Origin of the sequence: Microcystis aeruginosa NIES-4325, assembly GCF_008974145.1 — a bacterium.
Taxonomy (GTDB): domain Bacteria; phylum Cyanobacteriota; class Cyanobacteriia; order Cyanobacteriales; family Microcystaceae; genus Microcystis; species Microcystis aeruginosa_G.
This window is the reverse complement of record NZ_BJKP01000020.1, coordinates 14,415-39,815: the sequence shown is the minus strand read 5'-3', so window position 1 is coordinate 39,815 and position 25,401 is coordinate 14,415. Positions and strand designations below refer to the sequence as shown.

The 25,401-nt window shown below is 42.4% G+C and carries 18 protein-coding genes and 1 pseudogene; 11 read left to right on the top strand and 8 right to left on the bottom strand.

Going from position 1 to position 25,401, the window contains the following annotated elements; all coding sequences use genetic code 11:
• Positions 1–71 precede the first annotated feature (71 nt).
• Both MiAbW_RS12245 and MiAbW_RS12240 read left to right on the top strand, forming a co-directional pair.
• Positions 72–311, top strand: a complete 240-nt coding sequence (locus MiAbW_RS12245) for a WecB/TagA/CpsF family glycosyltransferase (protein WP_274596530.1) — start codon at positions 72–74, stop codon at positions 309–311.
• 15 nt (positions 312–326) lie between these two features.
• The gene (locus MiAbW_RS12240; RefSeq protein WP_151696346.1) at positions 327–683 is read left to right on the top strand and encodes an iron-sulfur cluster assembly accessory protein; all 357 of its coding nucleotides are present in this window, start codon (positions 327–329) and stop codon (positions 681–683) included.
• A 199-nt stretch (positions 684–882) separates the two neighbouring features.
• Here MiAbW_RS12240 and MiAbW_RS12235 read toward each other — a convergent pair whose 3' ends face one another.
• On the bottom strand, positions 883–1,149 hold the full coding sequence (locus MiAbW_RS12235) for a hypothetical protein (RefSeq protein WP_002773197.1): 267 nt from the start codon (positions 1,147–1,149) through the stop codon (positions 883–885).
• A 259-nt stretch (positions 1,150–1,408) separates the two neighbouring features.
• Between MiAbW_RS12235 and MiAbW_RS12230 the strand changes: the two genes are divergently transcribed.
• Positions 1,409–5,281, top strand: a complete 3,873-nt coding sequence (locus MiAbW_RS12230; RefSeq protein WP_151696345.1) for an Eco57I restriction-modification methylase domain-containing protein — start codon at positions 1,409–1,411, stop codon at positions 5,279–5,281.
• A 78-nt stretch (positions 5,282–5,359) separates the two neighbouring features.
• Here the strand turns inward: MiAbW_RS12230 and MiAbW_RS12225 are convergent, their stop codons facing one another.
• Both MiAbW_RS12225 and zds read right to left on the bottom strand, forming a co-directional pair.
• Positions 5,360–5,821, bottom strand: a complete 462-nt coding sequence (locus tag MiAbW_RS12225) for a DUF29 domain-containing protein (protein WP_151696344.1) — start codon at positions 5,819–5,821, stop codon at positions 5,360–5,362.
• A gap of 307 nt (positions 5,822–6,128) precedes the next feature.
• Positions 6,129–7,589, bottom strand: coding sequence for a 9,9'-di-cis-zeta-carotene desaturase (gene zds / locus MiAbW_RS12220; RefSeq protein ID WP_151696343.1), 1,461 nt, complete (start codon positions 7,587–7,589; stop codon positions 6,129–6,131).
• A gap of 136 nt (positions 7,590–7,725) precedes the next feature.
• Between zds and MiAbW_RS12215 the strand changes: the two genes are divergently transcribed.
• Positions 7,726–10,164: a glycosyltransferase family 39 protein gene (locus MiAbW_RS12215; RefSeq protein WP_151696342.1), complete on the top strand. Its 2,439-nt coding sequence runs from the start codon at positions 7,726–7,728 to the stop codon at positions 10,162–10,164.
• Positions 10,165–10,790: 626 nt separating this feature from the next.
• Here the strand turns inward: MiAbW_RS12215 and leuC are convergent.
• The 3 genes from leuC to MiAbW_RS12200 form a co-directional block, all read right to left on the bottom strand.
• Positions 10,791–12,191: a 3-isopropylmalate dehydratase large subunit gene (gene leuC / locus MiAbW_RS12210; protein ID WP_151696341.1), complete on the bottom strand. Its 1,401-nt coding sequence runs from the start codon at positions 12,189–12,191 to the stop codon at positions 10,791–10,793.
• Between the two features lie 241 nt (positions 12,192–12,432).
• Positions 12,433–13,431, bottom strand: a complete 999-nt coding sequence (locus MiAbW_RS12205; RefSeq protein WP_151696340.1) for an MraY family glycosyltransferase — start codon at positions 13,429–13,431, stop codon at positions 12,433–12,435.
• Positions 13,432–13,588: 157 nt separating this feature from the next.
• Positions 13,589–15,886: a RelA/SpoT family protein gene (locus MiAbW_RS12200; RefSeq protein ID WP_151696339.1), complete on the bottom strand. Its 2,298-nt coding sequence runs from the start codon at positions 15,884–15,886 to the stop codon at positions 13,589–13,591.
• Between the two features lie 221 nt (positions 15,887–16,107).
• On the opposite strand from MiAbW_RS12200, the gene patD reads away from it, so the two are divergent.
• The 6 genes from patD (at position 16,108) to MiAbW_RS12170 (ending at position 22,354) form a co-directional block, all read left to right on the top strand.
• Entirely contained in the window at positions 16,108–16,464 is a 357-nt protein-coding gene (gene patD, locus MiAbW_RS12195; protein ID WP_151696338.1) for a heterocyst frequency control protein PatD, read from the top strand.
• 75 nt (positions 16,465–16,539) lie between these two features.
• Positions 16,540–18,165, top strand: coding sequence for a dipeptide ABC transporter ATP-binding protein (locus tag MiAbW_RS12190; protein ID WP_151696337.1), 1,626 nt, complete (start codon positions 16,540–16,542; stop codon positions 18,163–18,165).
• A gap of 55 nt (positions 18,166–18,220) precedes the next feature.
• Entirely contained in the window at positions 18,221–18,466 is a 246-nt protein-coding gene (locus MiAbW_RS12185; protein WP_151696371.1) for a hypothetical protein, read from the top strand.
• Positions 18,460–20,595, top strand: coding sequence for a glycosyltransferase (locus MiAbW_RS12180; protein ID WP_151696336.1), 2,136 nt, complete (start codon positions 18,460–18,462; stop codon positions 20,593–20,595). Before MiAbW_RS12185 ends, MiAbW_RS12180 begins: the two co-directional genes overlap by 7 nt.
• Positions 20,596–20,853: 258 nt before the next feature.
• Positions 20,854–21,819: a M48 family metallopeptidase gene (locus tag MiAbW_RS12175; protein ID WP_151696335.1), complete on the top strand. Its 966-nt coding sequence runs from the start codon at positions 20,854–20,856 to the stop codon at positions 21,817–21,819.
• Between the two features lie 268 nt (positions 21,820–22,087).
• Positions 22,088–22,354: a DUF6761 family protein gene (locus MiAbW_RS12170; RefSeq protein WP_045356196.1), complete on the top strand. Its 267-nt coding sequence runs from the start codon at positions 22,088–22,090 to the stop codon at positions 22,352–22,354.
• A gap of 3 nt (positions 22,355–22,357) precedes the next feature.
• On the opposite strand, the gene dacB is transcribed toward MiAbW_RS12170, so the two are convergent.
• Positions 22,358–23,248, bottom strand: coding sequence for a D-alanyl-D-alanine carboxypeptidase/D-alanyl-D-alanine endopeptidase (gene dacB / locus MiAbW_RS12165; RefSeq protein WP_151696334.1), 891 nt, complete (start codon positions 23,246–23,248; stop codon positions 22,358–22,360).
• A 336-nt stretch (positions 23,249–23,584) separates the two neighbouring features.
• Here dacB and MiAbW_RS12160 point away from each other — a divergent pair, with 336 nt between their 5' ends.
• On the top strand, positions 23,585–24,565 hold the full coding sequence (locus MiAbW_RS12160; RefSeq protein WP_151696333.1) for an ABC transporter ATP-binding protein: 981 nt from the start codon (positions 23,585–23,587) through the stop codon (positions 24,563–24,565).
• 48 nt (positions 24,566–24,613) lie between these two features.
• Here the strand turns inward: MiAbW_RS12160 and MiAbW_RS12155 are convergent.
• Positions 24,614–25,246: pseudogene (locus tag MiAbW_RS12155) on the bottom strand (Uma2 family endonuclease).
• Between the last annotated feature and the right edge of the window lie 155 nt (positions 25,247–25,401).

Genomic DNA, 25,401 nt, shown 5'->3' with positions numbered 1-25,401 from the left:
TTTCCGGCTGCTTTTTCGGCATCCCCAAGGCAGTGTTTTCGTGATTTAATTTCCCCCCCAGGGAAGGTGAACTGTCTCAAGCACCCGGTTGGGTGATGAAAATCGGCTTAGAATGGCTCTATCGTTTGTTACAAGAACCTGGTCGTCTCTGGCAACGCTATTTAATTAATAATCCCAGTTTTTTGCTTTTTTGCCCTAAAAATCCTGCGAGACCGGGAAAAGTAAACAGTAATCCAGTCATCAGTCCTCAACTATCGTTAAGATGGATAGGAGAAGGTAAAGTTTTATCTGTCCCCTTCAACTGCGTTTAGGAGTTCCTGCTAAAGATGACACAAGCTACTCAGATTCAAGGAAAAGGAATTTTACTCAGTGAGGCTGCCCTCAAACACCTTACCATGCTCAAACGGCAACAGGGCAAGGATTTATGTCTGCGCGTGGGTGTGCGTCAGGGTGGTTGTTCGGGAATGTCCTATATGATGGATTTTGAGCATCCTAGCAATATTGGCCCCCAAGATGAGGTTTTCGATTACGATGGCTTTAAAATTGTCTCTGATAAGAAAAGTCTGCTCTATCTCTACGGTCTCATGTTAGATTACAGCAACGCGATGATCGGCGGTGGTTTCCAATTCACTAATCCCAACGCTAGTCAAACCTGCGGTTGTGGTAAGTCTTTTGGCGTTTAATATTTCCCTGGGGTGATACCTTTCACCCCCGCCTCCCAGAGGCGATTTTTTTTTGCCAAAACCCTTGACAAAATCGGAGACTTGACATATAATTCTTGTATAATGGGAATCCGTGCCTGCCTGCGACCTCTTCATTTTTAGGCTAGATACCCTGCTCTGAATCAGAGACGATAATAATCTGAGGAAAACTTTTTAGACATCAAGAGGGGTTTTTGCTGAGATTCCGCAAGGTACGATTGACAAAGCTGAGGTAGTCGTCAATTTCTTCGTAGGCATCGAGTTCTTGCTTTTGTGCGGGGGTAATTGCTGATTCTTTCTCTAGTTGGAGTAATTCTTCAATCCGAGTCTGAACGGCAGTGGAAGCTCGAAATATAGCAACTCCATCTTCTAATTCTAGGCAGACGGCTCCCTCTCTGGCTAGGGCAGAGGGCAAATGATTGAGTTTAGGGATTGCTTGGGGGGTCATTTAGTTACCAGTTATCAGTCATCGATGACTACCACAGTTCAGTCGGTAGCTTGAAATCAAAAGGATTTTAATTTTTATCCCCATTATATAAGTTACGATTCAAGCCTGCGGCTGTGGTAAGTCTTGGCGATTTTTTTTTAACCAAAACCCTTGACAAAATCGGAGACTTGACATATAATTCTTGTATGATGGGAATCCGTGCCTGCCTGCAAACCCTTCAATTTTAGGCTAGATACCCTCAATGTTAGGATAATCGGCCATGTCAGGACAAGCAAGCAATAAACCACTTTTTTCTCAACACTATCTTGAGCATCGGCTGCCGGATTCTCCGGAATGGCAAGAGGATGTATCCGTGGCATTTGGCCGCTTAGAGAGTCTTTATCAACAAAAAAAGGCGATTTTGCCGACTCTTAACGAAGCGCAAACGGAAGCGGAATTAATACAACCGATTCTAGAAATTCTCGGTTTTAGTTATATACCGCAAGTAAGCAGTAGGGGAAAAGGAAGGTCAGAAAGGCCAGATTATGCCCTATTTGCCACAGAAAATGACCGTTATCAAGCCTATGCTCTCCAGAATAATGAAAAAGCCTTTTATCGTCAAGTTTTAGCGATCGCTGAGGCCAAATACTGGCAACGTTCTCTTAGTGACGTTTCTAAGAATGATCAGCGAGATATCTGGAAAAATAGTAATCCTTCCTTTCAGATCACCAATTATCTAACGGGGACGGGAGTAGATTGGGGTATTCTCACCAATGGTCGAGAATGGCGCTTATATTACCGTCAAGCGTCCTCCACAGCCACGGAATTTTATCCAGTGGACTTGATGGAACTATTAGAAGGGGGAGACCGGCAAAAATTTCGGTATTTCTGGTTATTTTTCCGTCAAGAGGCTTTTATTAAGGATATTCACGGTCAGAATTTCCTTGAACGGGTCCGGGAGGGAAGTACCACCTATGCCACCAGAGTGGGTAACGAGTTAAAAGAGTTAGTCTTTGATCGCATTTTTCCCGATATTTCTAAGGGTTTTGTATCATTAAATACAGACATACAGCCAGATTTATTGTATGAGGCGAGTTTATCCCTGCTGTATAAATTATTATTTCTTCTTTATGCAGAAGCGCGGGACTTGCTGCCGGTGAGGGGAGACTATCGCGATTACAGCTTATTGCAAAAGACGCGAGAAATTGCCGTTAAAATCGATCGTCAGCAGGTCTTTAGTGGCACCTCGACGGGAATATACGATGCTCTCCTCAGTTTATTTCGCATTGTCGATCGAGGGGATGCTAATTTAGCCGTACCTCGTTACAACGGGGGTTTATTTGACATGGAAGAAGGCCGGGTGAATTGTTTTCTCGGTCAATACAAGTTATCCGATGCGGTTTTAGCGCCCATCTTAGACAAGTTAGCACGTTTTGAGGGACAGCCGATCGACTATAGTTTTTTAGGTGTGCGACAGTTAGGATCAATTTACGAGGGATTACTGGAATATCGCATCGTGATTGAGGGGGAATCGGTACATCTGGAAAATGATCGGGGAGAAAGAAAAGCCACCGGTTCCTATTACACTCCCGATTATATTGTTAAATATATTGTCAGTCATACCCTCAAACCAATTTTAGAGCAAAGAGCGCGACAGTTCGGGGATGTGATGACAGAAATCGCCACCCGAAGACAAGAAAGCAGCGATAGACGTTTAGGAAATCTCAGTCAGCAGGGATTAGAAAAAGAGCTACAACGCTTAGAAAAAAAAGCGATCACCACCTTACTTGATCTTAAACTCTGTGACCCCGCCATGGGAAGCGGACATTTTTTAGTAGAAGCAGTGGACTATCTCACCGATGAGTTAATCCAGATTCTCAATCTTTATCCCGAAGATAATCCCGTTTTAACCATGTTGGAAACCACCCGACAAAATATTATCGACAATCTCCGACAACAGGGAATTATTCTCGATTCTCCCACCCTTGAACCCACGCAATTATTACAGAGAGTGGTGATGAAGCGCTGTATTTATGGGGTGGATATCAATCCGATGGCTGTAGAATTGGCCAAGGTTAGTCTCTGGTTACATTCTTTCACAGTGGGCGCACCTTTGAGTTTTTTGGATCATCATTTACGTTGTGGTAATTCTCTGATCGGAACTACCGCCAAGGACGCAGAAGCCGCTATGATCGAGGAAGAAAGTGGTCAATTAACTCTTTTAACTGGCCCTTTTGTTGGGTTACTTCGGGCCGCGGAAATTATGCGGGGAATTAGTACCCTCAGCGATGCGACTTTTGCTGAAGTGGAAACAAGTGAACAGTTATTCCGTGATTTTGATAGTCAAGCTAAACCCTACAAGCGTTTATTAGATGTTTTCCTTTCTCGCTTTTTTGGGGTTAAAACTGCTATCGAGTTTCTGCAGCGCTACGGTGGTAATATATCGGCAATTAATTGGGATAAGTTACCCCGTTCAGATCAAGGAATTTTAGACCAGGCAGCTAGTTTATATAAAAGTAAGCGTTTTTTTCATTGGGATCTGGAATTTCCTGAAGTTTTTATCGATCTTGATTCCGCTTCTTGGAAGGATAACCCCGGTTTTGATGCAGTAATCGGTAATCCTCCTTATGATGAATTGTCAGAATCCGCTCTCGGTAGAGTAATTGACGAAAAACAATTTATAGATAATACAGAAATTTATAAAGAAGCTAGAGCATTTAGAGTTAACTTATATCGTTTATTTGTTGCCAAAGCTATAAGTCTCGCTAAGAAAAATGGCTATCATAGCTTTATTGTTCCTATGTCACTGCTAGGTGATCGTTTTACATTTGAGTTAAGACGTAAGCTTTTACAAAAAACCAGTTTGATATGTATTGAAGCTTTTCCGCAAAAAGATGACCCCAATAATCGGGTTTTTCGTGAAGCAAAATTATCCACTTGTGTGTATGTTCTTTTTAATGGCATATTACCGCTAGATTTCTCGATGAGAACTCATGAGGGCAAAGATATTCTAGATCATTCTCGTCGATATTATGCTAATGCTGAAAAAATCGATAAATTTGATCCTGATAATTTATCTATACCAACAGTCAATCAGGAGTCTTGGAAATTGTTATTAAACCTATGTGAAAATCCTAGATGTGTTTTATTTAAAACCATTGGTTATCCGACTCCTGGAGAGATTATGTTCAATCAGCAATTCAAAGAATTTATATCAGATGATCCTCCAGGTGAAATAGTTCTTCGTGGAGCGCATATAGGTCGTTATGAGTTTTACGAAAAGCCAAAACAAGGAAACCCAGTGTATTTAAATAAAACAAAATTCCTTGAAAAACGTGGTACAAATAAAGAAGTTAAAGCATACGATCATTTAAAGAGAAGAATCGCCTATCAAAGAGGTGCAGCAATCGATAATTATCGACGGATAATAGCAACAACTATTCAAGAGGGATTTTTTTGTTCTGACACAGTTGGTTATATTGTAGATACACAATATAAACTAGAAACAGTTCTAGCTTTTTTAAATTCAAAATTATTGGAATGGAGATTCAGCCTTACAAGTACGACTAATCATATTAATGCCTACGAACTAAACGTAATTTTTATTCCTAAAATATCTTTTAACACCAATAGAGATCGCCGTCAACATTGCTTAGAGAAACTTATCAAAAGTTATCAAGAAAAGCAAGAAATATTAAAAGAAATCGAGGAACATATTAGGAGAGAAGAAACCGATATAGTCCATGATATTCTGTCCTACTTAGCAGAACAGATGATCGAGATAAATCGGGAAAAACAAAAAGAAATCAAAAGCTTTTTAAGATATTTAGAGAGAATAATCGGCAGTGAGATCAATAATTTAACCAACAAATCAAAAATCCAAAACTATCTCGGTGACTACCAAAAAAGCGAACCCCATCTTAGCTGCGATCAACTGTGGGAGATACTGAAAAAAAACAAAAAGAAAATTAGCGTTAACTTACTCGATCGTCAAATACAGGAAACCCTAGAAAAAGAATATAAAACCAGTCTAGATAAACTTTTACCCCTAAAACAACAATTAAGCACCACCGATGAATTGATTGATATAATTGTTTATAAACTCTATGGATTAAGCGAGGAAGAAATTAAAATTATTGAGGGGAGAGAGTAAAAAAAAGAATCAGCTGCCCGCGTATTTAAATTACTTGTTGAGATACAGATACCCGTCGAGGCGGTATAACCGTTAAATTTACGACCAATCCTGACTCGTATCGCAGAGGAAATGGTCGGCCATGATGTCCTCGAAGGTGAAGGGACAGTGAGAGGGAAAAGTCCGTATCGGTAAATCCGTCTCGCGTAAAGCCAAATCGACTCCGGCCTCGAAAGCATCGGATAAAGCCGTCGGTATCTGGGATTTTAAACTAGGATTGCCCTGTAGATGCCGTCTGATCCCTCGTCTCTGTTCTCTAATCGTCAAAAACCAGCTGCGAGAACGTTTATCCGGCTGATATTCCCATTTGAGAAGATGTCCTACCAAAACGGTTAGACGGCTCACCAGTTCTCGATATTCTTGTTTACCCAAGGAAATGATTTCCTCCCGTAAGTTTTGCCAGTCCAGAGCTTCTACCTGTCGGTTGGCTAGAGCTTTCGCTTGTAGCTCCGTCCAGCCGTAGAAGTCGGATTCATACAGGGAATTGGCTCGATCTTTCATATTGGAGCAGCCTTGACAATTAAAGATATGGCGTTCTATTCAGTAGTTCTAGTATTCTAGTTGTGGATAGGTAAAATCGGCTCTCTTCTTCTTTGTGTGATCAGTTTAACTTATATAGGAGCGCTCAATCTTTGTGTTCTTTGTGTCTTTGTGGTTCCTTCCACTCCCTCGCCAGCAGGACTGTATCTTAAAATACATTTTACCCACCAAACCCAAGAGAGAATCAGCTGCCTGCGTATTTAAATTACTGGTTGAGATCAGGTAAAAGGCAATCCCTTCTCAAGAGAGGAGATTGCCGGCTGTTTGCTCAAACCGTCGCTAAAGATTTCCAGCGCTCGGCCTGTTGTAAGATGGCCCTGGCTGCCTGTTTACCCGATAAAGTGGCCCCTTCCATGCTATCAATGTAATCCTGTTGGGTATAACTACCGGCAAGGAAAAAGTTAGCAATAGGAGTCGCTTGGGAGGGACGATAGACATCCATCCCGGGTGCTTCCCGATAGAGACTCTGGGCCAATTTCACCACACTAAACCAAGTCATCTTTAACTCCCGCGAGGAGGGAAATAACTGATGGACCTGCGCTAAAACGTGCTGGGCGATATCTTCATTTTTAGCTTTAATAAAAGGATCCCCAGGGGTTAAAACCAACTGTAATAAAGAACCTTCTCCGGGGCGATAATAATCCCTAGGACTGGTGAGAGCAAGATCTGCAAAACAGGAGAAATCCGCTTGGTGGGTGTACAAAAGATTGTCAATTCCCACCGCTTTTTGCAGTTGTCGGCGTTTTTCGGCATCATTTAACTCCGTCACCCAACCGTCAAAACGCAATTGTACCGTGGCGACGGGAACAGCTTCTAGTCGGAAAATATTGTCAAAAATCGGCATTTTCCGCCAATCTTGGGGAATAAGACGCTGAATACCGGGGACATCACCAGCGCAAACATAGGCATCTGCGGTGATAGTTTCTGTGGTTTCTCCGTTAGCGACGATCATGCCATTAACTTGCAGATTTTCGCCCTCTCCAGAATAGAGAATTTCCCGCACCTGACGACGGGTAGAGATTTTGGCGCCCCGGGCCTCCAGATAGTTAATAATCGGTTTATGCAGGTATTCGTGGGGGGAACCTTCCAACATCCGCAGGACGGAAGCTTCGGTTTTAGCGGCGAAAAATTGGAAAATCGTCAGCATACAACGGGCCGAGATATTTTCCGTATCGATAAATCCTAACGCATAGGCGATCGGATTCCACATTTTTTTTAAACTGCCTTCATTACCGCCATGGCTACGAAACCAATCGGCAAAGCTAATCGAGTCCAGATCCCGAATCGTTTTCATCGCTCCTTGAAAGTCTATCAGACCGCGGACGATGGGACTGGTACCTAGGGCCAGAGAATTAAAGATTTTATCGGCTGCCGAGAGTTGGGAGGAGGTAAAAAAGGCTTTTAAACCGTTAAAAGGCGCACCTGCGGCAAAACGAAAGTCTAATTCGCCGATTTTTCCCCCTTCGTTGATAAAAGTGTGGGTGTGTTCTTTGAGTAGTAGGGATTGAAAAGCGCCCACTTTTTTCATTAACTCAAAAAGATTATAGTAACAACCAAAAAAGACGTGCAAGCCCATCTCGATGTGATTACCGTCCGCATCTACCCAACTACCGACTTTTCCACCGACAAAGGGACGAGATTCTAAGATTTCTACTGTACAGCCCGCATCGACCAGATCGATAGCTGTTGCCATTCCCGCTAACCCTGCACCAACGATCACCACTCGCATTTGTCAAGTTCCTGTTACAATTTTTCACTAAATCTTTATTTTACCCGATCGGTCTGGTGTTTCTCGCTGGCGATTTTTTCAGGGTCGCTTGAGAGCGTGGCAGAATAATTGAGAGTTGCACTAGGGAGAAGTCATTTTGAAGCGATCGCTAGATGGAAGACAGGGGTTAATTATTGTCACTATTATATGGATATTGGGGATATTAGTCGATAGATTCTGGTTTAGTCTCGATCATACTATTCCTGCTTGGGATCAGGCCGATTATCTCAACGGTGGGATTATCTATACCCAAGCTTTCCAAAATCCGCGCTGGTTTGATGGGGATTGGTGGCGCGGTTTATGGCTAATGTCCCCGAAAATTCCCCCTTTAACCTATCTTTTAACGATTCCCTTCTTTAATCTCTTTGGTATTAGCGTTGACGCGGGTATGTGGGTAATGGCTATCTATAGCGCCCTACTGCTCTTTTCTGTGTACGGATTGGGAATTATCCTCTTTAATGGGACTGTAGCACTCTGGGCAGTCTTAATCTGTCAATTTCTCCCAGGTTTATACTATTATCGCCTCGAATATCTCTTAGATTTTCCCTTAGCGGCAATTGTAACGTTTTCTTACTTCTGCTTGACATGGTGGCGATTTAGTGGTAAAAGCTGGCTAAAAGCGATCGCTTTCGGGATTTCTTTCGGTTTAGGGATGTTAGTCAAACAAACCGCCCTATTTTTCCTCTTTTTACCGATTTTGTGGGTATTGGGCGAAAATCTCCGGCGAAAACGTTGGGGCAATCTAGCACAACTAATGCTGAGTTTTTTGACGGCAGCATTGTTAATGTTTCCCTGGTATCGGACGAATTGGTTATTAATGTTAACTGCGGGCAAACGTGCCACGGTAGATTCGGCAATTTTGGAGGGAGATCCGCCTCTTACCAGTCCTGATGCCTGGACATTTTACGCCCAAGTTTTACCCTATTTTCTTTCTTGGGTATTATTATTAGTTCCCGTGGTCGGATTATTAATCTCATTACGTCATAGAAAAACTGAAGATAAGGTTAATCGTCCTGTGTGGATTTGGTTAGGAGTTTTTCTGCTGGGGGGATATCTATTATCATCCCTCAACATCAATAAAGATGCTCGTTATATTTTGCCGCTTTTACCGACTTTATCCTTAATTTTATCCGTCGGTTTATTATCTTGGCGAGGTCGTTTTGCCCCCGCTATCCGTTGGGGAACGATAACCATTGCCGCTATCCTCACCAGCTTAAATTTATTCCCCTTGGGGGGAGATATAATTACTAACGTTTTTAGTCCCGAATTACAACACCATCCCTATTTAAAAACTGGTTGGCAGCACGAAGAAGTAGTTAAAGAGATTCTAGCCGATTCTCCCTATCTTCGCAGCACTCTAGGGGTTTTACCTTCCACCCCCGAATTAAATCAACATACCTTCTCTTTCTACGGTGGTAAACATAATTTCCAGGTTGCTGGGAGACAGGTGGGAGTTAGGGAAGAAGATATCGAAAAGGATGTCAATTCTTTAGATTGGTTTTTAACTAAAACTGGTGAACAGGGTTCCGTCCCCGATGTCCAGAAAAAAATTGTTAATCGAGTCGCCACTGGTTCAGATTTCCAAGTGGAAAAAACTTGGCAGCTACCGGATGATAGTACCCTATCCCTACACCGTAAAATAGACCCATCCGTCACGGTTAAACCCCTTGAAAATGCGCCAAAACGGGTGGAATTAAGAGAGATTGCCATTGCTGAAAAAGCATCTCCTAATCAACCAATTCCTGTGGTTTACAAATGGGCAGGAGACTGGCAACAATTAAAGTCAGGGATAGTAATTTTAACTTGGCAAGAAGTGGACGGGAAGGATTATTGGATGCACGATCATGGTATTGCTATGGGGGGATTAATGGCAAAAAAATTAACTCCAGAAGAGCAACAAAATAGTTTTGAAGTCACTGAAAAAACTGCCATGCAGTCGGCAGCAACCCCCGGAGTTTATCGCTTATATGCTGTCTATCTCAATCGGGAAACTGGCGAAACCTATCCGATTAAAACTAATGCTGAAATTACCATCGATCCTCAAGTTGCCAAGTTAGCAACGCCCCAATTAGATTTAGTGACCCAATTGCGCTTAAAGTCTGCTAATATTGGCCAAGGATTAACGGGTATTGAACCAATTTTTGAGTTAACTAATCGTATCAATCAATACGATTCGATTCAGGATTATGTGCTGCAAGCAGACAAGGCCTTTTCCTATCGTTTACAGCAACAAAACCCCCCCGATAAATTATCTTTAGCCTACGGATTAGCAATTTCTAAGGTACTACAACAGGATGTGGCAGGGGCAATAAAAGCCACGGAGGAAATGATTAAAATTGACCCCCATAATCCCTATCATTATGCTTATCAAGGTTTTATTTATCTCTACGATTGGCAACCGCAAGCAGCCCAAAAAGTCTTAGATCAGGCAAGAAAATTAAATCCCGATAGTGAGGAAATTAAGACTTTAAATGCAGTGGCTGCCTTGATGGGGGGAAATCTCGTTAAAGCTTGGCAATTATGGCAGTCAAATTAAAAGAGAGTGGGAAGTGGGAAGTGGGGAGTTTTCTCAGTGAACTGATAACTGATAACTGATAACTGATAACTGATAACTGACTTCTAACCCAATGTTGGACAAAGATAAGTAAAAATTATTGATTTACTGCAAAAACTTGAGAATATTTAAATTAACCTTCCGCAATATTTATAAATTCTTAAGAATTAATTGAGAAAGATTTTTATTTAACAACGACGTTATAATGGGTACAGCGATTTGATAGAATTTCACAATGGTTTGATCTGTGCTTTTTTGGCCAGCAATGGTTGAAACCCTTGCCACACCTAGAAGGTGATCCTAATTAAAACCGGTAAATTAGTCAATCTCACCCACAACGATGATCTTTTTTTTATGTAGTTTTATTGCAAAAAAAAAGTTTTTTTGACAAAAAGCACAAAGTATGATATAAACACAAGGTATTTCTGGTTGCGAGTAATTATTGTAGAGAAGGGAGAAGGGAGAAGGGAGAAGGGAGAACCAATAAAAATAATCTCCTGACTCCGTTCGGACCTCGGCGTGAGACTTCGGCGTGAGCTTTTGTCGAACGCTCGGTCGAACGCTGATCTCACGGCCGAAGCCTGACTCCTATCTCACCATTGAGATAACTACTGTAACAACTCCCGGGGATCGGTGACTTCCCCTTTAATTGCTGCCGCTACCACCATCGCCGGACTCATCAACAAAGTACGCCCGGAAGCGGAACCTTGACGACCTTTAAAGTTACGATTGGAGGAGGAGGCGCTGATCTGATCTCCCTGCAATTTATCAGGATTCATGGCTAAACACATGGAACAGCCCGCCTCGCGCCATTCAAAGCCCGATGCTAGGAAAATTTGGTCTAATCCTTCCGCTTCCGCCTGTTTTTTGACTCTTTCGGAACCAGGTACGATAAAAGCTTTCACATGGGGGGCCACACGATGACCTTGGGCAAATTTGGCCGCTTCGCGCAGATCACTGATCCGGCCGTTAGTACAGCTACCGACGAAGCAGACATCGATTTTTGTGCCTTTAATCGGGGCGCCGGGGGTGAGTTTCATGTATTGATAGGCTTCCTCTGCGATCGCTCTTTCACTTGCTGGTAAACTATCGGGAGTGGGAATGACTTCGTTAACCCCGATTCCTTGGCCCGGAGTGATCCCCCAAGTAACGGTGGGTTCGATTTCGCCGGCATTAAAGACCACCACATCGTCATAAACCGCATCGGCATCGCTTTTAATGCTTTCCCACCAATTAACCGCACTTTCCCAGTCTTTCGGCGCAAAATCACGACCTTTGAGGTAATCGTAGGTGATTTGATCGGGGTTGATATAACCACATCGGGCCCCACCTTCGATCGCCATGTTACAAATCGTCATCCTTTCTTCCATGGACATCCGTTCAATTGTACTACCAGCATACTCGTAGGCGTAACCAACACCGCCTTTAACGCCCAATTGACGAATAATATGGAGAATTACATCTTTAGCATAGACACCAGGATTTAAATCGCCGTTTACCTCCACTCGACGCACTTTTAATTTTGATAGGGATAGGGTTTGGGTAGCAAGAACATCGCGTACTTGGGAAGTGCCGATGCCAAAAGCGATCGCCCCAAAAGCACCGTGGGTGGAGGTGTGGGAGTCACCACAGGCGATCGTCATCCCCGGTTGGGTTAGGCCCTGTTCAGGAGCGATCACATGAACTATGCCCTGATTGCCGGAACCGATGCCGTAGAAAGGAATATGATTGGTTTGAACATTAGTTTCGATCGCCCGGATCATTTCCTCAGCCAAATCGTCAAGGAAAGGACGCGCCTGATTTTCGGTGGGGACGATGTGATCGACGGTAGCAATAGTCCGTCTAGGAAATAATACTTTTAAACCCCTTTCTCTTAGCATCGAAAAAGCTTGGGGACTGGTGACTTCATGGACTAGATGCAGTCCGATAAATAATTGTGTCTGTCCACTGGGAAGAATCTTAACCGTGTGTGCGTCCCAGACTTTATCGAATAACGTTCTTGCGCTCATTGACCTTGGAATGATAGTCATCCCCTTAATCGTATCAGCTAACCTCGGCCGATAAATATTAATTTTTTCTTTTCTCTTGGTTAGGAGGGATAATAGGTGAATCGCTCTGTTTTGGCTGGATTAAAACCATCAGTTTTTGAGTGATTACTTCTGCTCTTCCCCCCCTTTTCCTATAATCTTTCACGAGGATTTAGTATAACATTCTCTTGGTTTTACTCCAGGAGCCATAGCAATAAAAATTTTATTCTTTTCTTGTCACCGCTAAATTATGCTCGCTAACTCTCCTGTTCAGATAAATTTCTCCGATAACAATTAATCCTAGAATCAGAGGTAAACTCAGCCATGCTCCTAGGTTTCCTAAGTAGTTAACACTAATAGCAATCAGGAGAGTTACCACCATATAAATAATCGCTACTTGTGAATGAGACAAGCCAGACTTTTGTAATCTTTGATAAAGGTGACTGCGGTGAGCTTGGAAGATATTTTCCTTTCTAAATAATCGACAAATCAGGGTATAAATAGCATCACCAATCAGAGGAAAAGTGATAGTCAAAGCTGACCAAGCTTGACCTTGATCGCCCTGGTTATTAAGTAAAACTATAGCGACAATTGCCCCCAGACTGGTGCTACCCACATCGCCCATAAAAATTTTCGCTGGCGACCAATTCCAGAGGAGAAAACCGCCTAAAGCTGCCACTAAAAGCCATAAAATTGGTTGCTGAAAATAGAGAGCGAGAAATCCTAATTGTACCGCCGTACACCCAGCCACCAAGCCATCGAGACCATCCATAAAATTATAAAAATTAATGATCGCAGTCAGGCCGATAATTGTGAGAATAATAGCCAAAATTTTGCCGACAAAACCCAAATCTAATAGCCACGATTGGGGAAAAGCACCGAAAAAAGTAACCGCAACACTAGCGGAGGATAACTGCACTAAATAGCGAATACTAGAGGGAATACCGCGACGATCATCGAGAAGGCCGATAATAATCAAAGGAGTCAGGGACAACCACAGGGGAATGAGAGGTAGGGAAGGAGGAAGGAGAAAATAACTGAGGCCGCCGGTCAGAGCAAAAGCGACGACAAAACCGAGTCCACCCCCCCTAGGTGTGGGTTGACTATGGCTGCTACGCTCATTGGGAATATCTAACAATTGTTGACTAAAACGTTGTTTAATCAGGGCAACCACCAGAAAACTGATCAGAAAACTGATGACTGACAGTAGGGATAATAACATAGGGATTTTTGCGCTCAGATTAATTATCGATCCTACGCTGTTCGGTGACAAAAAGTGCCGATATTGCCATCATGGTTTTAGTCAGTGTCAGCATCCCACTTCCAAAGCTAAGGCGGTCCGGGGTTTGGGGGATATGAGTAGCAATTTCAGGTTCACCCTACTCTCGATCGCTTTTTACCTGACTGGTGCGACGAACGTTTAAAATATCGCTCATCAGCTTAATTTGACTAACACAGCGTTCAAATTGTTGCAGGTCTTTTACTTCAATTTTCAGGGAAATTAAAGCGGGTTTACCGAAATTAGTCTTAACTCCGGCATTGCGAACGTTAATATTTTGGTCACTTAAACGAGAGAGAATATCTTTTAAAACCCCGACGCGATCAATCACTTCAATCTGAATATTTACCGGATAAGTTGGATAACGTCCCTGCTCATCTACGGGATTCCAACTAACAGGAATTAAGCGTTCAGCTTCGGCTCTTTCCACATTCGAGCAGCCTTGACGGTGAATAACAATACCTTCCCCCGCATGGGCGACTATACCAGTAATATTTTCTCCGGGTAAAGGACAACAACAACCGGCTAAACGATAGACTAATCCCTCCACACCGGCGATCGGTGATTTACTGACGGGTAAAGCCCTTTGAACGGGAGGAGGTGGTAGAATCAATTGGGCATCAGTCAGGACATCGGGCGGATTTTTAGCTGTTAAAATTTCCTGTTGATTTTTAACTGTTTCTTGCAGACGATTAACCACATTTTTTAGGGTAACTTCGCCGTAACCCAAAGCCGCCAATAAATCATCTACTGCCACATAATTGCACTGTTTAGCCACCGATTGCATTCGTTCCGATTTCAGCAGGGCATCGAAGCCAGTTTTCCCCAATTCTTTCTCTAATAAATCACGACCTCGGCTAATATTTTCTTCTCGGCGCGATTTTTTGTACCATTGCCGGATGCGATTTCTGGCGCTAGGAGTAACGACAAAATTTAACCAATCTAAACTAGGGTGACTATTTTTGCTGGTGAGAATTTCCACCAGATCACCATTTTGCAAGGGAGCATCAAGAACTGACCATTTACCATTAATTCTTGCCCCTTTCATCTGATTACCTACTTCGCTATGAATATGATAGGCAAAATCTACCGGTGTCGCACCTTGGGCCAGGGCCACCACATCACCTTTAGGGGTGAAAACATAGATATCTTCTTCAAAGAAATTATTTTTTAGGCCATCCATGTATTCTTGGCCATCTTTCAGGTCTTTTTGCCAGTCGAGAAGATTACGCAGCCAAGCGAATTTTTCATCCTCGGCGGTTAAAGTTGTCTGACTAGAACCGGTTTCTTTATACTTCCAATGGGCTGCAATCCCGTATTCAGCAACATGGTGCATTTCTAGGGTGCGAATCTGCACCTCTAGGGGGCGGGCATTTAACCCAACAACGGTGGTATGGAGGGATTGATAACGGTTAGCTTTTGGTAAACCGATATAGTCTTTAAAACGGTTGGGAATCGGGGTAAATTGGTCGTGAACTATGGCTAAACAACGATAACATTCTTCTTTAGTTTCGACGATAATGCGGACGGCGGCGATATCATAAATCTGCTCGAATTCCTTGCCCTGATTGTGCATTTTATGATAGATGCCGTAGAGATGTTTGGGGCGACCTTGTAAATCAAGAACTTTTATGCCAATTTCTTGCAATTTTTCCCGCAATGTGTTAATAACGGTTTCGATGCGGGCCTCTCGATCAATGCGTTTTTCCGATACCAATAACTGCACGGCGCGATAAGCATCGGGTTCGAGGTATTTAAAGCATAAATCCTCTAATTCCCATTTAAATCGCCCAATCCCTAAACGGTTAGCCAGAGGAGCAAAGATTTCTCTAGTTTCGAGGGCGATGCGTTGCTGCTGTTGCGGGTTAAGGTGTTCGAGGGTTTGCATATTGTGCAGGCGATCGGCTAATTTTACCACAATGACGCGGATATCTTGAGCCATCGCCAGGAACATTCGGCGAAAATTCTCCGCTTGCCGTTCAGTTTTGCTAGAAAAGTTGAATTTGGAGAGTTTTGTCACCGCTTCCACCAAATTACGCACCTCAACACCGAATCTAGCCTCGATTTCTTCGGGGGTGACTTCCGTATCTTCCACCACATCGTGAAGGAATCCTGCCGCGATCATTGCCCCATCACCCCCGAGATCCCGCAGTAATCCCGCCACGGCTATGGGATGGGCGATATAGGGTTCCCCAGATTTGCGATACTGTCCCTCGTGGAGTTTGTAGGCGAAATTAAAGGCCCGACAGATTAAATCGATATCGGGATTCTGAGGGTCGTTTTCGTGGTTAATTAGGCATTCTTGCAGCCAATCGGGTAAAACTAACGCTTTTTTCGGTTCCGTGGCCCGGGGAAGGGCGGTGAGGATTTCTGGTTGGGGGGCAGTGATGGCGTTCATGGTTAGATCAGGGGGATAATAGGGGTGGTGGAGACAGATAAATAGAAAATTATTAGGCCGAAGGGATGCCAGACTGCTTAATTTTCTAACACTGGAATCGGACTTATCGGCGAAAAAGGCGAGATTCTTTTAAGTTTTTGTCTCCAGTCAGGAGGAGGACTTGCAACCGTGAAGACAAATCGTTAATCTTATGTAACAAATTCTAACGCGCTTTGTATTGGATGCTACCGAAAAATTACCGTCAAGCCTACGAATCTTTGTTAAGAAAACTGGAGGATTTCAGTCTTGCCCTTCTGGATGGGGATGTCCCCACGGGATCAAAATCTTTTCAAGCTTTACAAACCTGTCTAGCAGGGGAGATATTGTCACTAAATGATGACAATTTCAGCCCAGAAGTCGCTAATCGTTGGCGCGCGGTCCAGACGGAACTATATCGATCCTGGCGATTGCTGGAGACGGACTGGTTTTTTTTGGCCTCAGCCCGGCAAGGACGGGAGAAGCGTTTACAGATAATTAGCGATCGAGTGGCAACTTTAAAGGGGTATTGTCGGGTTTTGTTAGGGGCAGTTGTCGATTAGTAATTAAATGCTCGATCGCCATTTGTGTGGCATACTTGACCCTAAGTCCTAACTTTTATCCTTACCGATCGCCTCATGTTGGAAATTAAAGACCTAAAAATTGCCTACCCGACCGAATTAAGTTCTCCCTCTTGGGCGATCGATGGGGTATCTTTTAGTATAGGCAAAGGGGAAACTCTGGGATTAGTGGGTGAATCTGGTTGTGGAAAATCGACCATCGGTAAGGCTATTTTAAGGTTATTACCTAATCACACTCATGTGGAAGGTGAGATTACCTTTGAAGGGCGATCGCTTTTATCTTTGTCTAGCAAACAGTTAGAAAAGTTTCGCGGGGAAGCGGTGGGATTAGTGTTTCAAGATCCGATGACGCGACTGGATCCGCTGATGACTATTGGCGATCATTGTGTGGAAACCTTGCAAGCTCATCGAGGAAATTTAACCTATCGTCAAGCTAAAAGTCAAGCTTGTACCGTCCTAGAAAAAGTAAAAATTCCCGCTAATCGTTGGTCCCAATATCCTCACGAATTTAGCGGGGGAATGCGGCAAAGAGTGGCTATTGCTTTAGCTTTATTATTAAACCCTAAGTTAATTATTGCCGATGAACCCACCACCAGTTTAGATGTGACAGTTTCGGCGGAAATTCTGCGGGAATTAAAGCGTTTATGCAGCGAGGAACAGATGGGATTATTGTTAATTTCCCATGATTTAGCGATGGTGGGAGAATATTGCGATCAATTAGCGGTGATGCAGGGGGGCAAAATTGTCGAATCGGGAGCGATAAAAACAGTTTTTAATACACCTCAACACCCCTACACTCGTTCTCTTTTGTCCGCTGCTTTACACCTACAGTTACGGGAGGAAAAATCAACAGCAATTCAAGGCAAAGAAACGGTGTTAAAGGTGGACAATTTAAAACAGTATTATACCCTAGAAGGTAACTTTTTAGATAGTTTTTTAAAAAAAGAAAAGAAATTTATTAAAGCGGTGGATGAAGTGAATTTTGAACTGTATCGAGGGGAAATTTTCGGTTTAGTTGGGGAGTCGGGATGTGGGAAAAGTACCCTATCGCGAACCCTATTACAGTTAATTAAACCCACTGGGGGAAAAGTGGAATTTTTAGGAGAAGATTTAACCCCTTTGTCGGGGGAAAAAATGCGTCCCAAACGGCGCTTAATGCAGATGATTTTTCAGGATCCTCTCGCTTGTCTTAATCCTCTAATGACGGTGGGAGAAAGTATCGCCGATCCGCTTTTGATCCATCAAAAAATTAGTCTAGAAACGGCAAAAAAACAGGTTTTAGAAATGTTAGATCGAGTCGGTTTGACACCAGTAGAGGAATTTTATCGACGCTATCCTAGGGAGTTATCGGGAGGACAACAGCAAAGGGTAGCCATTGCTCGCGCTTTAATTACTCGTCCGGAATTAGTTATTTGTGATGAACCAGTTAGTATGCTTGATGCTAGTGTTCAGACACAGGTTTTAGAGTTAATGTTAGAGTTACAAAAGTTATTTAATCTCACTTATTTATTTATAACTCATGATCTTTGGTTAGCGAGATTCCTCTGCGATCGAATTGCGGTGATGACTGCGGGTAAAATTGTTGAAATGGGTGACACTGAACAGATTTTTAGCCATCCCCAACACCCCTACACCCAAAAATTAATCGCCGCAGCCCCGAGAATTTATCCCGACAGCAACTAAAATCGCTCTAGGGGTTTATAATTGTTATTGCCTAGATATGGTTAGAAAAGACAAAATGGCCAGACAACTTCAGATAACTCTCCCTGAAGATACCATGGAACTTCTCGATCGATGGTTGACAAGTAGTGATTATCCTGAAAAAGAATATAATAGTTTAATTAATGAAGCGATTAAATTATATATTATGGAACAACAGAGAAACTACCTCAAGCAACAATTAAAGGAAGGAGCTATTGTTAGAGCAGAAAGAGATTTAAATTTAGCACAAGATTGGTTTTCTCTAGAGGAGTATTTATGGTAATAATGATTATTTTCAAAGTTAAAAAACTACTCAAAAAATTTGTCTTTAGTCTCCAAGAGGAAGGATGGAAACCAGCACTCAAAAAGACGAAACGAAAAATTATTAAAATTCTCACAGGAAAGAGTTCCTCTGAATTTGAAGAACAGGTGATCGAAAGTGCTAAATTAGCCGAACCCCGGCCCCTAGAAATTGCCAGCAGTGACAATCCTTTAGTCTCAATTATTATTCCTGTTTATAACCAATTTGCCTACACCTTTAACTGTTTGGAATCCTTAAGTGTTAACCTAGGTTCTGATTTAGCTTATGAAATAATCATTGTTAATGATGCTTCCAGCGATGAAACCTTAGAACAATTAGCCACTTTAATTAAAGGAATTAAAGTATTAACTAATGCAGAAAACTCTGGTTTTATTCGTTCCTGTAATTATGGGGCTAGTCAAGCAAAAGGTCAATACCTATATTTTCTCAATAACGACACTAGAATTCTAGAAAATTGTCTAGAAAGTTTATTAAAATTAATCATCAATAATCCCCGAGTTGGTGCGGTGGGTTCCAAGTTAATTTATGCTAATAGTAAACAACAAGAAGCGGGGGGAATTATCTGGAATTCTGCCGATGGTTGGAATTATGGACGCTTAGATAGTCCCGATGAACCAGAATATAATTATGTGCGTCCCGTGGACTATTGTTCGGGGGCCAGTTTATTAGTTCCTACGAACTTATTTAAGCAATTAGGTGGTTTTTGTCAAGACTTTATCCCCGCGTATTACGAAGATACAGACTTATGTTTTGCCCTCCGAGAATTGGGTTATCAAGTCCTCTATCAACCCCAATCTAACGTCATTCACTACGAAGGAATCACCTCGGGAACAGACCTTTCCAGTGGGATCAAACAATATCAAGTTATTAATCAAACTAAGTTTCGAGAAAAATGGTCAAAGGTATTAACTAAACACCTAGATAACGATGCTAATAATGTACCGAAAGCTGCCCGACGTTTACAAGGAAAACCGACAATTTTAGTCATCGATTCCTATGTGCCACTATACGATCGAGAGTCCGGCTGTGTGCGTTTATTAAATATTCTTAAGCTACTGCTCAATTTAGGCTATTCAGTGATTTTCTTTCCCGATAATGGCTATCCTGAACAACCCTATACTTCTGTCCTGCAACAGCTGGGAATTGAAGTTATTTATGGCACACCGCAAAGATATAATCTAGAAGAAAAATTAATCAAATATTTACCTCTGATAGATGGAGTTTGGTTGTGTCGGCCCGAATTGTGCGATAAGTATATGGACTTAATTCGCTTAAAAACAAAAGCACCAATTATTTATGATACAATTGACCTGCATTTTCTACGTTTAAAACGACAAAAAGACTATCTCGATCCCAGTTATCAAAATACTAGCTGGAGTTGGCAAACCTATCAGAAATTAGAGTTAAACTATGCTAACCAAGCGGAAGCAACCGTGGTAGTAACCGAAGACGAAAAGCAGGTATTATCCTCTTTAGGAGTGAAAAATGTTTGGGTAATCCCCAATATCCATGAAGAAATTTCCCTGTCAGAAAAAGTTGCCTTTGACCAGCGATCGGGTTTAGTATTTATTGGCAGCTATAATCACCCTCCTAATATTGATGCAGTTAAGTGGTTATGTTTAGAAATTATGCCCTTAGTTTGGGCATCCCGTCCCGATATTACCGTTAATTTATTGGGAAGTAACCTCAAGGATGAAGTGAAGGAATTAGCCAGTGATCAAGTAATTGTCACCGGTTATGTTCCCGAAGTAGAACCCTATTTCCAAAAGAGTCGGATTTTTGTTGCTCCCCTGCGATTTGGTGCGGGAATGAAGGGTAAAATAGGTCAAAGTCTTTCCCTAGGATTACCCACTATTACCACAAAAATTGGTGCCGAAGGTATGGGATTAATCGACCATCAGGATGTTTTAATTGCCGATACTGCCGAGGAATTTGCCTGCGCAGTGATCGAACTCTATGATAATAGGGAATTGTGGCAAAAACTCGCTGATAATTCCCTAGAAACTATTAAGAGATACCAACCCGCTACCGTGCAAACTAACCTACAAGCTTTGTTATCAAATTTAGGAATTATTGCCAAAGATAGTTAACAAGAAAAAAGCTCACTTCTCCCACAGGTCTATTCTATGTCACTGAAATCAAATCAACTTTGGAATCCGCAATTTTGCAGAATTAAAAACCTATTGAGAAAGTCGGAGTTTTCTAGAAGTAGTTCCCGACTATAACTCCTTCATTTCTCTCGAAAAAGTTGGCAAGAAAATCTAAAAAACTTGGCAATTAATACCAGTTTATGTCTGATTAACGACTGAATTATTATTTTCCCTTTTTTCCTTTCTCCTTGAAAAAATATGCCAACTTATCCTGATATTTCCAGTCAAGCTTTTAAACATCCCCTAGATCAGCAAGCTGAACAAGCATTAAGATCAGTTCCGGGGTTTGACTTATTAGCGAAAAGTTTTTCCGAATATCTCTATGAACGTCCCCAGCAAATTTTATTAATGGGCAATGATCTAAAAGTCGGCCCGCGTCAATACGCCACTTTATACGGTATATATCGCCAATGTCTGCGGGATTTAGATATGTCCCCAGAACCGAATCTTTATGTCAGTCAAAACCCTTTAGCCAATGCCTATTCTTTGGGTTCAGAACATCCCTATATAGTCTTTAATACTGCCCTTTTAGACCTCTTAGATGAAGAAGAAATTCGAGTAATTCTTGCCCACGAATTAGGTCATTTAAAATGCGATCATAGTATTTTAATTCAAATGTCTTTTTGGGTGATGGGGGCGGCTAATTTGCTTGGAGACATCACCTTAGGACTAGGAAAAGCCATTACTACCGGTCTAGTTTATGCCTTTTATGAATGGCGCAGAAAAGCCGAATTATCAGCAGACCGCGCCGCTTTATTAGTTACCGATGATTTAAATTTAGTCCTGAGAACTTTAATGAAATGTGCAGGAGGAAGCCAAAAATATCTGCATGAATGCAACTTAGAAGAATTTATTCGTCAAGGGGAAGCCTACCGACAATTAGACCAAGATAACTTAAACCAGATTTATAAATTTCTCATTTATAATGGCGGTAAAGGTTCCTTTTTTAACCATCCTTTTTTCGTGGAAAGAGTCCAGTATCTACAGCAATGGTTTAACTCGGAATCCTATCGTCAAATTCGCCAGGGAAACTATGCCAAAACAGGGGTAAAAAGCTCAATTAATATTGATGCTAATGATAGCGAAAGCGAAAGATTGCAGCGACAAATAGCAGAACTACAAGCAGAAATTGAACGGGCAAAAAGACAAAGAAACCATGAATAATCTATACGAAGGCAAAAGGCAAAAGGCAAAAGGCAAAAGGCAAAAGGCAAAAGGCAAAAGGCAGCTTTGTTCTCCCCACACCCCACACCCCACACCCCACACCCCACACCCCACACCCCACACCCTTTACTGATCACTGAAAATACCCTCGCCTGTGTTTTGCCGATTTGGTGGGTACAATAGAGATAGGGGAGACCAAGAATAGCAGTTCTCCCTAGTATTATCTATACAAACTTACCCCCACTCTCTCTTTTTTGTTCTACTGCCCATGCTCCAAGATACCCAATCCATTCGTTACTATCAAAGACTAACCGATGACATGGTGGATCTTTGGCACCGTGGCTCACGTTTTGATGAGATCCGGCTATACGTTGAAGGCTATTTAGCCTGTTTACGCGATTCTAATTCCATAGAACCCTATCTAATTCATCGTCTCGAAGAAGAAATATTTCGTTTTCTGCGAGATCCTTCTAATTTTGAATATCTCTCCCCCCAAACCCAAACCCAAACTGAAGCAGATTATGGCTATTATTAACCTTTACTGAGCTTGACAGGAACGAGATTCGGTCATCTGTAGGACAATAGTATCGATCGCTTTCACCAGAGCCTGTCCGGAAACCCGTTGATTATTAACGATAATGCTAAATAACATCGGTTCTTGGTTGGGGTTTTCTAGATAACCCGATAGGGCCCGCACACCAGTAAGAGTGCCAGTTTTAGCGTAAACTGTGCCAGTAGCGGCCGTCTGACGCATTCGGTTTCTCAGGGTGCCACTAATTCCCGCTACCGGTAAGGAAGCATAGAAAGTGTCGCGATTAGGAGAATAATACATCACCCGCAAAATTTCCACGATCGAGCGGGGAGTAGCGGTATTATGGCGGGATAATCCCCAACCATCGGCTAAACGAAAACCACTGGGATTGATGCCCAATTGTGCCAAGATGGCAGTAACACTTTTAGAACCGCCGATAAAGCGAAAAAGAGTGTCGGCGTAGAAATTATTACTTCTCTGATTAGTGATATTCACCCAATCGCGCAGGGATTTTTTCTGAATTGTCGTCTCCGGGTTCATCACTTGTAAAGCGGCAGCCGTAGTAAATAACTTTGTATTAGAAGCAGGGATAAAATAGCGATCAGCGTTATGGCTATAAATAACCGTTTGGCGATCGATAGATTCGATTAATATACCCCACTGATTGGGAGCTTGACTGATAATTTTATCGATATTTGCCCCAATCAATTGAGTACAGGTATTATTATTGGTGTTATTGTTTTCTGGCGGGGGAACGTATAATTCGATGGATTCGTTCGACGAGGAAGGAGCGGGATAAACAGACAGATTAACTTGAGCGATGCTAGGGTAGGCCAAAGCGATAGTGGCTGCACTGGCCACTGTCAGCGGACTGAGGCAATTGAGGAGTTGTTTCATGCTGTGTTCGTGTAAGAGTATGGTTTCCGCAAGCGTTCGCCCTATTGTACCAGTTGCCGCTCAAGTGTCAACGTTACACCAATTTTCTAAACTAGCGGCAGAGATGGCTAGTTAAAAAAGGCAAAAGGCAAAGGGCAAAAGGCAAAAGAGGGAATAGATAATCAGTCTTTAATAACCGGATTTAGTATCCTAGCCCGGAACTGCACTGATGCCCCTTCTCAAGACTGGTTGGAATTTTGCTGGGTTCCAAAATCGTGATATTTTGATACCCTTGACATTACTGCTGACAATTTGGGGATAATAAAGGCAAAGTGTCGGAAAAGGGATATCAGACCCATGTATTCTGTCTCAGATGATTCCAAAACAATGACGAATACCAGCCGTCAAACTGTGCTAGAGACGTTAAACTTACAAAAAACTTATCGGACAGGATTCTGGTTAAATAAAAAAATCGAATCCTTGAAAAACTGTACTTTAATTGTCCATGAGGGGGAAACCTTTGGATTATTAGGCCCGAACGGGGCCGGCAAAACCACGCTCTTAAAAACCCTTTTAGGGATTGTCCGACCCACTTCCGGACGGGCCTTGATTCTCGGTCAACCAATTGGCGATCGCTCGGTCAGGCAACGCATCGGCTATCTTCCCGAAAATGCCTACTACTACGACTATCTCACCGGCTGGGAATTCCTGCAATTAATCGCCAGCATTTTTCAAATTCCCTCTTTTCTGCAAAACAAACGCATTCCTGAATTATTGGATTTAGTGGGATTAGACCGCAAAACTGCCCAGAAAAAACAATTGCGTCAATATTCTAAGGGTATGATGCAACGGATCGGTATAGCTCAAGCATTAATCAATGATCCCGAATTAGTCTTTCTCGATGAACCGATGTCGGGACTAGATCCTATCGGTCGCTATCAGGTGCGAGAAATTATTCACTCCCTCAAACAACGGGGGAAAACCATCTTTTTTAACTCTCATATTCTCTCCGATGTGGAACAAATTTGCGATCGCATTGCCCTGTTAGCCCGGGGAGAATTACTCTGTGTCGGTTCCCTCGATCAAATTCTCGGTCGTGCTGATGTCTATCAGGTGATTGTTCAAGGTGGTAGGGAGGATCAACTACAGCAATGGCTCCTCGGTTTGCATTGGCGCGATAATTGTTGGCACGGACAACTACAGGGAGAACCCGATGCTTTTCTGGCTGCCCTGTCTAGTATCGATGCTCGCTTGATTAGTCTTAATTTAGCTCGTGCTTCCCTGGAAGAATTTTTTATCGACCAATTACGTCAGCGCGGTATTACCTCTAGTCAATAGGCACTCTCAGAGCAAATCCGTTTTTAATAGCAGCCAAGAAACATCCTCTCAGATTTGGTCAGGATTAATGCCCAATTCCCGCAGTTTGTTGGCTAATCGTTCCGCTCGTTGTTTTTCCTGATTATAGCTGGTGAAAGCTTGTCCATCGGGATAAAAAAGCAACATTTCCGGTTCCCCTAACTGAAAACGAATACCTAAACGGGGACTAACCCAATTATCGAGAGTTTCCAGAATTTCTAGCTGATTTTCGCCTCTTATCCAAGCACTGGCATCATTTTTATGGGGATCATATAGATAATATTCCTCGACCCCATAACGCTGATAAAATAGCTGTTTTTTGGACATCTCCGTGAGGGTGTTATCCGGAGAGAGGATTTCAAAAACCACCTGGGGACTAATATGATTTTCTAGTCATTGTCGATAGGAACCCCTTTCCCCTTTTGGTCTCCCAAAAACCACCATGATATCCGGCGCTTGACGTAGTTTATTATCATTTTCCACAGGATACCAGAGTAAATCACCTGCAACAAAGACATCAGACTGCCGGCGAAATAGCCAGTCTAAATTAGTTTTAATCGTCGTAATCCAACGAAATTGCAAGGTATTATCGGCCATGGGTTGACCATCGCTATCGGGGTAGATAATTTCAGTGACGTTAGTTTTATCTAGTTGTGAAACCATAAGACTAAGTTAAAAGTAAAAAATATAATTCTATAATAGCGGGCATTTGTATTATATAGCAATTCGTCCGCTGGGTTAGCAAGGCCTAGGCTACCGCCAGGATCCTAGACAGTGCCAAATTGCTGTGTTAGAGTGATAAATACTAGGAATAATCA